The organism is Clostridium gelidum (assembly GCF_019977655.1).
GTDB classification, from domain to species: Bacteria; Bacillota; Clostridia; order Clostridiales; family Clostridiaceae; genus Clostridium; species Clostridium gelidum.
This window is the reverse complement of record NZ_AP024849.1, coordinates 1,094,473-1,109,196: the sequence shown is the minus strand read 5'-3', so window position 1 is coordinate 1,109,196 and position 14,724 is coordinate 1,094,473. Positions and strand designations below refer to the sequence as shown.

Below are 14,724 nucleotides of genomic sequence, written 5' to 3'. Positions count from 1 at the left end.
TTAATTTATATATATGCAAAGCCTTCTTAATTAAATATATCTTGCAAATCTGGTTGATAATGTTTCTTAAATTCTTTTCTGTCTTCATATTTCCTCAACACTTCTATAACCTTTTTATTAGGTTCCTTAAATATTGTTTCAATATCTCTTTCTTCAAGCTCTTTCCTTATTGGCCAAGCAAGTTTTTCTTCTTCTATGGAAAACTGTGCATTTACCCCTACCTTATTTCCCCTAGCATCTAGTCTTATCCACTTATTTAAATTACTCAAATATACTGAATTTAATCCGTGTACTACTTTTTTATTTTCCCTTGAACAAAGTATCTGATAACAAAATCCAGTAGGTATTGCAAAAAACCTTAGCATGGCTGCTAATAGATGAGATTTCGCACAACAAATACCATGTCCAAAACTTAAAACTTCTGAAGCTAAACATGTCACTTCTTCTGCATTTATGTCACCAGAATGACTAATCTCATCTCTTACAAATTCATATATTTTTTTAATTAATTCAATTTCATTATTAGTATCTTTCGTCAATTCAAGACACTTATCTACAATCAATTTATTATCATAGTCAATTACTTCTGACTTTTTTATGTAATTCTCTAAATTAGTGCTTTCAATAATCATTATTATATACCTCCATAGTAATAAATACCATTATATAAAAAAGTGAACTATTCAAAATAGAAATAATATTTCTATTTTGGAACAGTCCCTTCTTATTTATTCTTAGGTGAAACTCGACTCGCACAATTGCAGCATTTAGTGCAAGAAGATTTGTTTGTGATGTTATACTCATTATAGATTCTGAAAGTACATTTACTTAAAATATGTCCTTGGATAGGCTTCAATTAATTCTAAACTTAGAAATTTCACTTGATAAAGATGCTGAAATCTCATCTAAATGCCCTGATGCTTCTTTAAGATTTGAGAATATATCTCCTTGCTTATTAACCATATCTTCAAAGCATATAGTACTTGCAACGGATTCCTCACTTATAGCTGATGTATTTGAAACTGCTTCATTGATTTTTTTATTTTCTTTTAATAATACCTTTGCAATCTCAGATATATTTAAACTCATAGCTTTAATATTTTCAATCGCGTCTTCAATTCCGGCAAATATGGTTGAAATGCCATCAATAGAGCTTGTACCTAAGCCAACATAATTAATACTATCCTTCATTGCTATTACAGCATTTTCTATTTGCTGTTGAATTTGTTGTATCTCTGTTGAAATACCTTGTGTAGAATCTGAAGATTGTTCAGCTAATTTTCTAACCTCTTCTGCAACTACCGAAAAACCTTTCCCATGTTCTCCTGCTCTAGCCGCCTCAATACTTGCATTCAATGCCAAAAGATTAGTTTGCTCTGATATAGTAGATATAGTTGTTGTTATATTTGCAATAGTTTTAGATTTTTCTGAAAGTTCAGTTATAACACCTGATGAAAGGTTTACACTTTCCTTCATCTTATATAATAATTTCACTGTAGAATCTAAATTTTTTGAACCAGTTAAAGTCTTATCCTTTGTTTCAGCTATTCTTGTATCGATATTAGCACTTATCTCTACTAATTCCTTTGATTTACTTTCCATATCATTTATAGATATAGTAATTTTTTGTATTTCTTCTGCTGTATTTTTTGCTCCTACAGTTAGATTTTCAATTGATTGCTTAATGTCTTTTCCACCTTCAACTACTTCTAAACTAACATTTTTATAACTATTAGAGGATTCAACAACAACCTCTGAAACATCTTTTATTTTCATTATTATATTTTTCAAGTTATTTATCATCTTATTAAATGTAATATTAATTCTACCTAACTCATCTGAAGATTCTGGAAGTGAACTAATCAGGTTTCCTTCTGCTACCTCTTCTGCAATTAAAGATATTTTTAAAAGCCTATTAAAGAAATTTCTTAGTAAAATAGTTAGCAATACTATTAGAAATATTATTGCTATGGCAGAAACAATGACTGTTGCGTAAAGCAATGAATTTAAACTAGAAGTATATTCTTTTGTAGGAACTTCAAGAAACATGTACCAATCTGTTCCTTCAACACGAGAAGAAAATAACATTTTTGTTTCATTATTATCTTTAAATTCTCCCAAAAAACTATCCTTAGAAAGTGCATCTTGAACTAAACCTGAAAATTCCTTATTAGAGCTTTGTAAAAAATTGCTTTCATTATTAGATGTATCATCTTGATGGAATAAAACAGTACCATCCTTACCTAATAAATAAACTTTATCTGTCTCGCCAATATGAAAATCTGTATTTTCTTTAAAAACTGTAGAAACAAGACAAGCTCCGCTTACAACCCCAACAACTTTATTATCTTTTGTATCCCTTACAGGGCACTCCATAGATATTATCAAATCTGAAGGATTTTGTTTATCTGCAAAGGGATTTGATATAATCTTTTTTCCTTGCATAACTTGTGGGAATGTACCTTCTGTACTTATATCAATAACTACATTATTTTGCATAGTTAACTTTCCATCTCCACCAGATATTCCAAGGCTATTAAAAACTCCATCATAATTTTTTTGTTCTCTTTCAAAATAAGGCATTATTTCACTATAATTCAGACTTGATACCAATTGAGTGTTTGCAATTACTTCTACCTGAGATAATCTAGATTTAACCCATGAAGATAATTTTTGCGCATGAATTGTAACTGTTTGTTTTCCAGAACTCTCCATTGAAGACATAATTATTTTTTTTGATTTTGAATATTCTATGTATGTTACCATGCTGATAAGAGTAAGAAAAATAAATGAAATGATAAAAATAGCTCTAACCTGTAAAGACTTTTCTTTTTTCAAAACGATTCCCCCTTATAATAAGCCTGAATTTCAACTTTAAGGATATTATATAATATAAGTTAAATTTCACTATAATAATAGTGATTATTTAATCTAATAACATCTATATTATCTTATTTCCCCCTACTCTGTTTTACATTATAAAAATAAAAACCGATAATTAGTTTATAAACTAATTATCGGTCGGTTGCACCACTAACTCCCAATTCTCAAGGTACCCAAATAAAGAGAATTTTTCACAGTTCCGATTTCTCTGTTTTATTAATATATTTGAATATTATCATATAAATCTACACATTATTACTAATCATTTCATTTTATTACCATATACTCAACATTATCATATTACTACAATTAAATCAATTATTTATAATTTAATTTACTGATATTTAATTCACTTTAGTTAAATTATTAATGTTCCTTCACATTGTCTAGAAAGGGAACACTTTGCTTGTCCAAAACGTTCAAATATAACATCAAGTTTATTTTTAGGAATGCCATCCCCTTCATCTTTTACTTTAATAACAATACTTGACCCGGATTATTCACGACATATTGCCATGATTTACATGGGTTTATTATGCATTATTGTATAGACCACTATGTTTTCACTACACTTATATTTTAAAATACAGTTCTGATAAAAAATTAATTTTTAGTTTCTTCTTTTGTGCCTTATATCAAAAAATATCTATTAATCATATTGAAAAAAATCCTTCACAAGATAACTCTTATGAAGGATTTTAAATATAAAATTAGATGACACTTATTCCTCTGCTCAATTGTATTTAACTTTTAAATCAAAAGCTTCTGCTACCATAAGAGTTTATTTCATTTAATATATTGTACCCATATTATTGCAACTTATATAGTAATTAAATATTATCCAAATGTCCATCCAAGACACTTTTTAATATTTCATAATTAGAACTAGGCATACCAACAAACTCAGCACCTATAAACAAACGTCCATCAAGAATACTGTTTCTTACAATTCTTACCATAAGTTGAATAGATATAGATTTATCAAATAAAACAATAACCTCTAAAAAATCACCTTTTTTAAATTCCCTTTGTGAAATAAATCCTATACCTTGTGTACTTATATTTACACATTCAAATAAATAAAAACATTTTTCAGAATTTATCGCTATACATTGTATTGTATCTTTTTTACTAAATCTTGGCACAGATCTTCTTTCTTTTTCTACGTCATAATTAAATCCATTCATTTCAGAATGTACTTTCATATCTATCCAGCCCCCTTACAAAATTTAATTAAAATCTAATAAATATCTATTGATGCATCTGGTTTTTTACAATAGATTTAATAAAAAATTATATCTTATATTATAAATTTAAATTTTTGTCTTTTTACAATAATTAACCTTATAGTTCACTCATATTATACCTCTTATTCTTCTGATTTTCTATAAAATCACCCAAACAATTCCGTCTTATGCATAAAAAAGCCCCTAAATTAATCAGAGGTTTAAAAAAATTATTTTTTATTGACAATATTTAAGATTCTTTTACTAATTCAATATAATTATTTAATCGCCTTTATTTTTTAATGTTAGTCCATTATCCAATCAAGTTTGTCTCTTTTTAAATCTAACCTTGTTTGAATATCCTTTTCAATTCCTTTGTAGCCCCAACAATATCGTTTTGAGCAATAATTGCTGAAACTATTGCAAGTCCATCAATCCCCATGCCCTCAAAGTCCTTAATTCTTTCTTTATTAATTCCCCCAATTACTACTATAGGTAAAGATACACTTTCTCTTATTTTCTTTAACTCTTCCATTGAAGTTGGATTTGCATCTTTTTTAGTACCAGTTGCATACATAGCACCAACTCCTATATAATCTGCGCCATCTTTTTGTGCCTTAAGTGCTTGTTCTAAGCACCCTGTTGAAACTCCAATAATCTTATCATCCCCAATAATTTTTCTAACAACTGTTGCTGATAAATCACTTTGACCTACATGTACTCCTGCTGCACCTACTGCTAGTGCAATATCTAATCTATCATTTATTAACAATGGAACATTATATTTATCTGTTATTTCTTTTACCTTTACTGCAGTATTATAAAAATCAAGAGATGAACAATCCTTTTCTCTTAATTGAACTAATGTACATCCTCCGATAATAGCTTGTTCTACAGCCTCTTCTAAAGTTTCTGTGCTCATCAAATCTCTATCTGTTACAAGATAAATACTATAATCTATTTTAGGCTTCATTGAAATTTTCCTCCTCAAATTATATGTTTACTTTTCAATTTATTAAGGCATACTCATAAAATCACTAGCCACTATACCATGTGACTGTTATTTTTTCATATGCCTTAGTAGTTATTATATTTTATATTTCTTTAACTTTAACCATATTTTCAATTATTTCAGAATTCAAATTACTTATAGCATCTATTATGGCTATATGAAAACTTCCTGTTCCAATTTGTCCTGCTTTTTCAAGAGCAATTTCCCCACAAATCCCCATAGCAGCAATACCTGAAACTGCACCTATAAAGTAATCTGAACCCGCCCCACAAAATGCTCCTACGAGTGCTGTAGTCATGCACCCCGTTCCAGTAACATTCGCAAGCATCTTAGTTCCATTTTCAAGTATAGCTACTCTTTTTCCATCAGATATAATATCTGTTACCCCTGTAATCGCTACAGTACAATTAAGTTTATTAGCTAAATTCTTAGCTACGTTAGCACCTTTATCATTGACACTTTCCATATCGCTTTCAGAGGCATCAACACCCTTAGTTGAAGATTCCAAACCACTTATAAACTTAATCTCAGACATATTCCCACGTAAAACGCTTATTTTTACTTCTTCTAATATCTTCTTAGTAGTTTCATTTCTAAACTCAGATGCACCTGCACCTACCGGATCGAACACAACTGGAATATTTAATTCATTTGCCTTTTTGCCTGATGTTATCATAGATTCAATAGTTCTTTCATTTAATGTACCAATATTTATTACAAGAGCAGATGAAATCTTAGTAATATCTGCTGCTTCCTTAATATCATCAGCCATAATTGGTGATGCACCTATTGCAAGTAATATATTAGCACAATCATTAACTGTAACATAATTTGTTATATTGTGTACAAGAGGTTTATTATTTCTAACCTCATTTAATAATTTTCCTACTTTTATAACTATTTCATTACTCATAATTATGTCATCTCCTACTTTTGATCAAAAAGTTCTACTTTTTCACCATTTAGAATTTTATTAGTTGTTCTTACTGCACACATTTTCCCACACATAGAACAGCTATGTTTCTCTTCTGGTGGTAAACTTTCAAAATACGTTCTAGCCTTTTCTCCATCAATAGCAACTTTAAACATCTCATCCCAATCAAGTTTTTGACGAGCATCTGCCATTGCATTATCTTGGTTTCTTGCACCTGGAATACCATTAGCTATATCTGCTGCATGAGCTGCAATTTTTGATGCTATGATTCCTTCTTTAACATCTGCTAAATCTGGAAGTCTTAAATGTTCAGCTGGTGTTACATAACAAAGGAAGTTTGCTCCATTTGTTGCTGCAATAGCACTACCAATAGCTGATGTAATATGATCATATCCTGGAGCTATATCAGTAACAAGAGGTCCAAGTACATAAAAAGGTGCCCCATGACATAGTCTTTTTTGAATTTGCATGTTAGCTGCAATTTCATTCATAGCCATGTGTCCTGGTCCTTCAACCATAACTTGAACATCTTTTTCCCAAGCTCTCTTTGTGAGTAATCCTAGTTCTATAAGTTCAGTAATTTGTCCTGCATCCGTTGAGTCATCAAGACATCCTGGTCTCATTGCATCTCCAAGACTTATTGTAACATCATATTCTCTTAGGATTTCAAGTAACTCATCATAATATTCATAAAATGGATTTTCATTCCCTGTCATTTCCATCCACGCAAATAGCAAAGATCCTCCACGAGATACAATGTTTAATCTTCTCTTATCTTCTTTAAATAATTCAACTGTTCTCTTATTTAGACCAGCATGGATAGTAACAAAATCAACTCCCGCCTCTGCATGTTTTCTGACTACACCAAGAAAATCCTCAGCCTTTATATCTAAAAGATCTTTTTCAAGATATCCAATTGCATCATACATTGGAACTGTACCTATCATAGCAGGAGAATATTCTATAAGCTTTTCTCTAAACTCTTGCGTCTTTCCATAGTTACTTAAATCCATTATGGCTTCAGCACCAAACTCAATTGCCATTTTCACCTTTTTCATTTCATTTGTGTAATCAATGCAATCTCCTGAAACACCTAAGTTTACATTTATCTTTGTTTTAAGTCCATCACCAATACCTTCTGGACTAAGAGATTTATGATTAATATTAGCTGGAATAGCTACCTTACCTTCTGCTACAAGCTTCATTAACTTTTCCTCTGACATGTTTTCTTTCTTAGCTACTACCTTCATTTCCTTAGTAACTATACCTTTTTTACCTGCTTCCATTTGTGTTTTATAATTCATTTTTTCTCTCTCCTCACATGCAATTATTTAATTTGAATAAATCAAGTTATTTATATGTAACTGTTAATTGTTAACTGAATTAAATTCCTGCTTTTTTATATAGTTCATAAAAATGATTAGTAGGCCCAACACCATGTCCAAGATCAAATCCATGTTCAATAGCAATTGTTATATATCTCTTTCCTTCTCTCACAGCTTCTTCCATGGTCATATTTTTTGCAAGATTAGCAGCTATGGCAGAAGATAGAGTGCATCCTGTACCATGAGTGTGATTATTATTTATTCTTTCTTGTGTCAAAATTATAAATTCCTTTCCATCAAATAACAAATCAGTAGCTGCTCCTTCTAAATGCCCACCTTTAACTAGAACAGCCTTAGGTCCAAGTTCCTTAACCTTTAAAGCAGCATTCTTCATTTCATCTAAAGTTTTTATTTCCATGCCTAATATCTCTTCTGCTTCTGGTAAATTAGGTGTAACTATTGCTGCTAACGGAAATAACTCTTGAACTAAAGTTTCCTTTGCGCCCTTTGATAATAAATTAAACCCACTTTTAGAAATCATAACAGGATCTAAAACTATTAGTGGTAGGTCTTTAATTTTTCTCAATGCTTTTGATATAGCCTTTATAGATTCAATCTTCGAAACCATACCTATTTTAATAGCATCTACTCTTATATCATCAAAAATCACATCAATTTGAGATTCAATCATTTCTGGATTAATATCTTGAATTCCAAAAACACCCATGGTATTTTGAGCAGTTACTGCTGTAATAACACTCATACCATAGACACCGTTTGCTGAAAAAGATTTTAAATCAGCTTGAATTCCTGCCCCGCCACAAGTGTCAGACCCTGCAATGGTTAATGCTCTAAACATAAAATCATCCTTTCGTTTGTATCTCGTATTTAAATTATTTTACCTATTTCTTATATTATGTGCTGTTACGTTATTTAAATTTCATTAGTATTTTTAGAATTTTTCGTATTTATTGATAACTCGTTATTTATTAATGTTTTCCTTATAATAGGAACTTTCAAGAAGAAATATGCTATAACAGCTCCAGCACTACAACTCATTGTAAATGGAATTATATATACAAAAAGTGCTACTTCTTTACCTAAAAGTATTGATGCTATTGGATACGCTAATAATGCTCCTAAGATTCCTGTTCCAATTACTTCCCCAATTACCGCTACAGTTGGCTTTCTAAATTTCTTATAAAGAATACCTGCAAGCAGCGCACCTACCATACTTCCTGGAAAAGCTAGCAAACTTCCTGTTCCCATCATATTTCTTATAAGTGATGTTACGAATGCATTTAAAAGTGCATACATTGGTCCAAGTGTTATTGCTCCTACTACATTTACAAAATGTTGTACTGGTGATATTTTAGCTACTCCAATTGGTATTGAAAATGTTCCAAAAATAACTGAAATGCCAATTAATACACCACTTAATGCGATTTTTTGTGCTTTACTTTTTTCTTGCATTTAAAATCTTCCCCCTTAAAATTAATAAAATAACTATGTGGAACTAATTTGTGAAGTTATATATATTTTTCCGTAAAAAAAATGTATTCCTTAGGAATACATCAATAAACTATACATAAATATTAATATACTTCCCTACGTTGGTATTAACCAAATCAGGTTATAAGAGTCAGGAAATCAATCTTTCCAATCTCAGCTAAAACATTAGCCCCTCTAGTTATTTAAATTATTAAATTGTTTTCTACAGATTAAATCCTATACCATTAATTTCAAAACGTCAAGTATATTTTATTATTTGTTTTTTGCTAATATATAATATTTTCCATATCTTTTGACAGGTTTTATTACTTCAAAACCGTTAATAAATTCACCTATAACTTGATTTTTTTCTACTTCAATTAAAATTGTTTCTTTCTTTGTTTTAATTCGTTTGATCGGTACCATTGTAGAATGCCTGACTATATTATTTCTATTTTTGTTTGGCATTTATATCATACTCCTGTTAATATTATAAATCCTCCAATTATTATATTAACAATTTCTATAAATGTGTTAGCATTAGGTAAATTCAAAAAAATAACAAGTCAGTATGAGTCTATTTTTCCAAAATACTTTATTCAATATTTTTAAACATATCAAGCACATTTAGAATTCCATAACCCCACCTAGCATTAGGATATATATCTCCAACTCTTTTAGTGGTTCCTTTGGCAAGATATGCTTTAACAGTTTGAGAATATATATCCGGATCATTTCCTTGAACAATCCCCCATTGAAATAACATGGCACAAACTCCAGCAACTACAGCTGCTGATACACTGGTTCCATTAACAACTGTAGTTTTATTGTCAGGTGCTATAGTTAATGCGTTTACCCCTCCTGCTGCAACATCTATTCTATCAACAAAACGCTCTCTAAATGCCATACCAGAATAATTAACAACATTATTATTATTTTGATTATATGCTGCTACAGTAACTACATAAATTGAAGTACCTGGACTAGTAAATGTTCCATAAGGATCAGTTGCACTAAATTTAGTATTTCCTACTGTTATTCCTGTTTGGGGTAACCAAGCATTATATACTCCACTTAATATATAATTACCTGTTAACCTAAGAGCCCATATACCTGGTTGTAAATTCGAAAAGCTAATACGTATTAATTCATCTCCAGTATTTTCTTCTGGAAAATAATAATTAACTTTTATTGATGTCTTTTCAAATAGAAAAGTATATGTTCTAGTTGAATTGGTGACAACTGGTATTATCTTACTATTTTCACCTGATGGAGATACTATATCCAGAGTCATAATATCAGGAAAATCTATCCAAATATCTACTACTAAATGTTTCTGTTCTGGTGAAGCCTGTAGTTCCATAACTCCACGCTGACCAACTTCTGATATTATTCCAGACGTATGACCTCCTGTGTCTCTTTGATTTCCAGTTCCAGTAACTAATACTATACCACTCGTACCAGTAATTGATTCTATATATTCTTCTAAAATGCCATTTCCTTTATGATTGCCCAAAGTACTTCCAAGTGGAAAATATATAACCATAGGCTTCTTACTGGTTAGTGCATATTCATATATAAATTCTAAGGCTGAAAAAATAGATGTTATATTATATACAGGTATTTTGATATCAAACTGAGCTTTATATGAAATATCTTCTATTAACTTGACAACTACAAAATCACATTCCGGAACTACTCCTTTTAATTCTGGCTTTTTGCCGGTAGCTCCAATTATTCCAGACATGCTGGTCCCATGCCCAATTTCATCTTTACTAGGCACAATTTCATATGGAGATTCCCCTTTTCTATAAGCTCTTATAGCTTCATCTATCTTACCCTTTCTATATACCGTTCCAAATGGTACCGAGATATCTTTGTCTTGCTCCCCAGAAATTATTGTTTGATCCCAAATACCTTCAATTCTTGTTTCTCCATTAGAATCCATAAATTCATCACTTAAATAATCAATACCTGAATCAATTATTGCTATATTAACTCCAATGCCAGTCAAATTTAGAGGTAAATCTAATTGTAAAAATCTTGCATTAGACGCTTCAATTGGAGAAATTTCTTGCAGAGTATACATTTCTACTGGTTTAACATAGACAAGAGTATTAAATCTTATATCTCCAATATCAATTCCTAATTCACCCTTAATAGATAAAATTGCATACTTTTCATTAATTATTGTTACATAATAATTTGGGATTTTTGAAATTTCTTCTTCAATATTGCCTTGATATTGAACCATATAATGATTGTAATTTATCTGATTAAAAATGTTTTCCGTGGTCATGCTATGTTTCATTTAAACTCCTCCACATTCCTCTTGGAATTCTTATAAATAACTTATTACAATAATATTCTATGAATTCATTATCTATACTCGTATTATTCCTATATGATCTACTAATAACGTTAAAAGTACCTAGTAAATCAAGATATCCATATCCTATTTCTCTATTGGGATAACTATAAATACGATTACTTCTATCTGCACCATGTATTAAATAAATTATTACCTTCGTAGAATACATAGTTAAATCATTTCCATCGATAACTCCCCATTGCAATAAAAGTGCACAAACTCCTGCTACTATTCCAGTAGCTGCTGAACTCCCTGAAGCAGTTGTTACTCCACCTCCAACTTGAGTTGTTAATATATCTGTCCCCAAGGTGGCAAAATCCGGACTAAAAGTAATATCACTAGCGTTAGATCCTCTTCCTGAAGAAGCAATTAAAGTATTATTATTTCCATAATAAGCTACGGTAGCTACTTTTCTTGCTGTGCCTGGAATTGTTAAAGTTATAAATGGATCTGACTGAAGAAATTTTGTATCTTTAGGTAATGTTTTTTCAGGCGAAAGCCATATATCATATCTTCCATCAATAATATAATCCCCTCTTAATTGCAATATCCATATTCCAGGCTTAATATCATTAAAAGTAATATTTATAAGTTCATGTCCTGTGAAATGTTCTGGAGAATAATATTTAACAATCATTGCAGTATCCAAAAACACAAATTCAGCACGTGTTGTTTTATTTCTTATTACTTTAATAAATTTAGATGCTTCCCCAGTTGGTGAAATTACATTCACTGATGCCCTATTAGGTTTTCTTACCCATATATAAAAAGAAAAATATTTCATGACTTTTGGAATTTTTAATTCAATCGAAGCTATATCACCTATATTTAATATATATCCAGAAGCATGTCCTTCTGCTGCTCCTTCATTTCCAACTCCTGCAACAGAAACAATACCTCTAGTAGTACCAACAGATGTTAAATATCTCGAAAGCAAATTGTTACCATCATGACTTCCTTCCGTAGTACCCACACCTATATATATAACAATAGGTTGCTTTGCATTTATAGAAAAATTTTTCAAATATTCTATTGCTGCTAAAATTTCAGCCGCATTATAAACAGGAGTATATTCAACTCCGTTTTCCTTTAATATATTTTTGAAATTAATGGATTCAAAGAGTTTTACAATTACAAAGTTGCTGTCACTTGCAATTCCTTGAAATCTTCCATTGTATCCTCTTGCCCCTATAATTCCAGCAATTTTAGTTCCATGGCCAATATCATCCTTCGAAGGTACAATTTCATATGGATCTTTATTATTTTTATGAGCATTTATTGCATTATTTATTTGTTCATTAGAATAGGTAACTCCAATATATACAGATTCATCTTTAGTGTCTGGAATAGTTTGGTCCCATATACTGACTATTCTAGATGTGCCATCTTCTCTTGTAAACTCTTCATTGAGATAGTCTATTCCAGTATCAACCATCCCTATTAGTACACCTCTACCTGTTAAATTTAAATAGGGATTAATTTTAACATTATTTATATTATCTACACTTGATGGAGAAATATCTTGCAATACATACATGCTTCTAGGATCAATAAATATAATTGATGGTACATCCTTTCGAAGTTGATCTAAATATATATTAGACGTTGATACAATTCCAATAGTATTAGTAATTGCATTACCGCACGCATAAGATATCTTATCAATTTCCTCTTCAAAATCCCCTCTATATTCAACTAAAAAATCAGGTGAATCTTCATAAAATAAATTACAATTCTTTAAATTAGGCATGCTTAACTCCTAAGTATTACTTATATTTATTTATACTTATATTTATATTTATATTTATATTTATATTTATATTTATATTTAATTTAAATTATTCATTAACAATATGTATACATGTAAAAATAGCGAATATTCATTTTTAGAATATTCGCTATCATCTTAAATATTACTTTTATTATATTTACACCGCTAATGCATTTTTAACTGCTTCCATAATTCCTTTACTGCTATAAGTAGCGCCTGAAACTGTATCTACTGAAGTTGATTGCTTTGAAATTACATTTTTTATTACACTTGTTGACGCTCTTTCATAATACTTACGATCATCTCCATATGATAAAGTTTCTACATTCCTTATTTTTCCACCAGTCACAGTAACAGAAACTTTTGTTGTTCTTCCTTTAAAGCCTATTCCGCTTCCTGTATATGTTCCATCTTTATATTTTTGCGTGTTACTATCTGAAGTTGAACTATCTAAAGTTGCATTGCTTGAAATTGTACTTTGGTTTGAAATTATACCTGATTTAGTTAAAGCATCTGCTCCGAAATTTGTTAATCCATAAACACCTAACATTGTAGCCATTGCTACAGAACCTGCTAAATTTTGATTTACATCTTGTCCAAGTATATTTACATTTGCATTATTTCTAGGACATACTTCCGTACATTTTAAGCAATTTATACAATCGCCACCATGAGCTGAATTTACTTTATAAAGTTTTAATCCCATTGAACAATTATTATTACAAGCTCTACACTTACCACAATCAGCTTTAGGCTTATTAATTTTTGTTATGCTGAGCTTAGAAATTATAGAAAATATAGCACCTAAAGGACATAAATATCTACAGAAAAATCTTTCAATAAACGCTGCTCCTATTGTAATTAAAACTAAAAGTACTAATCCAATAAGCAAGCTAGAAAAAATAGTAGTTAAATCAGTTATTTGTCCAAATGCATCCCAAGGACTTGTACTTTCTAAAATATTACTTCCCATTGTCCAAGAAACAATTATTATAAATATCAATACTACATATTTTACATATTTTAATATTGAATCAACTTTTTCATTTACTCTAAATTTTACCTTAAATACTTTTCTTGATATGAAATATATTAAATCATTATATGCTCCAAAAGCACACAACCATCCACAAAACCATCTTCCCATTACTATTGTTAAAAGCATTACTGCTATAAATTCCACTAAACTTGGAAATGCTTCAAGAAAGTTAAAATTTCCTCCAATAATCATTTGATAAACTGTTTTTACTTCACTAAAAGTCATTGCATATAATCCAGGTAATATTAAAAACATAATAAATTGTATAACATGCCTTAAAACCTGCGATTTCTTTATTTTCTTATTCATATTTATTACTCCTTTTCTAAAACTATAATTTCAAATTATTATTCAAAGTCTTTCATATTTTCCAGTAGCAACTATAAAAATTAAACCTCTTATAATTGTGATTATTAATAATTAACTGCTTATTGTACTTATAATCAATCTGACTTCCTAAATACATTATTGATTTCTTTACTACTTGAATTATAACAAGCAAGTCTTAATGCTTCCTTAACTCAAACTGAGAACTTGCTGAGAAAAATAAAAATTATCGAAATAAATAAAGAGAGACCATCTCACACTTATTGAAATAGTCGCTCTTTATAGTCTCTTTACCTATATTATTTTCGATTGGTATTTTATATCATACTCTTACTAATATTTTTA

12 protein-coding genes and 2 riboswitches are annotated in these 14,724 nt (G+C 29.8%); all 12 genes read right to left on the bottom strand.

What is annotated here, in order from left to right; genetic code table 11:
* Positions 1–26: 26 nt before the first annotated feature.
* Complete coding sequence (locus tag psyc5s11_RS05130; RefSeq protein ID WP_224036559.1) at positions 27–632, bottom strand: transglutaminase-like domain-containing protein; 606 nt, start codon at positions 630–632, stop codon at positions 27–29.
* A gap of 220 nt (positions 633–852) precedes the next feature.
* The gene (locus tag psyc5s11_RS05125) at positions 853–2,838 is read right to left on the bottom strand and encodes a methyl-accepting chemotaxis protein (RefSeq protein WP_224036558.1); all 1,986 of its coding nucleotides are present in this window, start codon (positions 2,836–2,838) and stop codon (positions 853–855) included.
* Positions 2,839–3,010: 172 nt separating this feature from the next.
* Positions 3,011–3,093: riboswitch (cyclic di-GMP riboswitch) on the bottom strand.
* Between the two features lie 620 nt (positions 3,094–3,713).
* Positions 3,714–4,088 carry a PilZ domain-containing protein gene (locus psyc5s11_RS05120; protein WP_224036557.1) on the bottom strand — a complete coding sequence of 125 codons (375 nt, stop codon included), beginning with the start codon at positions 4,086–4,088 and terminating at the stop codon, positions 3,714–3,716.
* 364 nt (positions 4,089–4,452) lie between these two features.
* Positions 4,453–5,082 (bottom strand): thiamine phosphate synthase, encoded by a 630-nt coding sequence (gene thiE / locus psyc5s11_RS05115; protein ID WP_224036556.1) that lies wholly within the window; start codon positions 5,080–5,082, stop codon positions 4,453–4,455.
* 121 nt (positions 5,083–5,203) lie between these two features.
* Positions 5,204–6,034, bottom strand: a complete 831-nt coding sequence (gene thiM, locus psyc5s11_RS05110; RefSeq protein WP_224036555.1) for a hydroxyethylthiazole kinase — start codon at positions 6,032–6,034, stop codon at positions 5,204–5,206.
* A 14-nt stretch (positions 6,035–6,048) separates the two neighbouring features.
* Positions 6,049–7,359: a phosphomethylpyrimidine synthase ThiC gene (thiC, locus tag psyc5s11_RS05105; RefSeq protein ID WP_224036554.1), complete on the bottom strand. Its 1,311-nt coding sequence runs from the start codon at positions 7,357–7,359 to the stop codon at positions 6,049–6,051.
* A gap of 79 nt (positions 7,360–7,438) precedes the next feature.
* A complete protein-coding gene (gene thiD / locus psyc5s11_RS05100) occupies positions 7,439–8,239 on the bottom strand; it encodes a bifunctional hydroxymethylpyrimidine kinase/phosphomethylpyrimidine kinase (RefSeq protein WP_224036553.1) in 801 nt (266 codons plus the stop codon).
* Positions 8,240–8,313: 74 nt separating this feature from the next.
* Positions 8,314–8,853 (bottom strand): energy coupling factor transporter S component ThiW, encoded by a 540-nt coding sequence (gene thiW, locus psyc5s11_RS05095; RefSeq protein WP_224036552.1) that lies wholly within the window; start codon positions 8,851–8,853, stop codon positions 8,314–8,316.
* A 115-nt stretch (positions 8,854–8,968) separates the two neighbouring features.
* Positions 8,969–9,078: riboswitch (TPP riboswitch) on the bottom strand.
* Between the two features lie 66 nt (positions 9,079–9,144).
* Positions 9,145–9,339, bottom strand: coding sequence for a hypothetical protein (locus psyc5s11_RS05090; RefSeq protein WP_224036551.1), 195 nt, complete (start codon positions 9,337–9,339; stop codon positions 9,145–9,147).
* 127 nt (positions 9,340–9,466) lie between these two features.
* The gene (locus psyc5s11_RS05085; RefSeq protein WP_224036550.1) at positions 9,467–11,182 is read right to left on the bottom strand and encodes a S8 family peptidase; all 1,716 of its coding nucleotides are present in this window, start codon (positions 11,180–11,182) and stop codon (positions 9,467–9,469) included.
* Positions 11,172–12,992: a S8 family peptidase gene (locus tag psyc5s11_RS05080; RefSeq protein WP_224036549.1), complete on the bottom strand. Its 1,821-nt coding sequence runs from the start codon at positions 12,990–12,992 to the stop codon at positions 11,172–11,174. Before psyc5s11_RS05080 ends, psyc5s11_RS05085 begins: the two co-directional genes overlap by 11 nt.
* A gap of 178 nt (positions 12,993–13,170) precedes the next feature.
* Positions 13,171–14,361 (bottom strand): 4Fe-4S binding protein, encoded by a 1,191-nt coding sequence (locus psyc5s11_RS05075; protein WP_224036548.1) that lies wholly within the window; start codon positions 14,359–14,361, stop codon positions 13,171–13,173.
* Positions 14,362–14,724 lie beyond the last annotated feature (363 nt).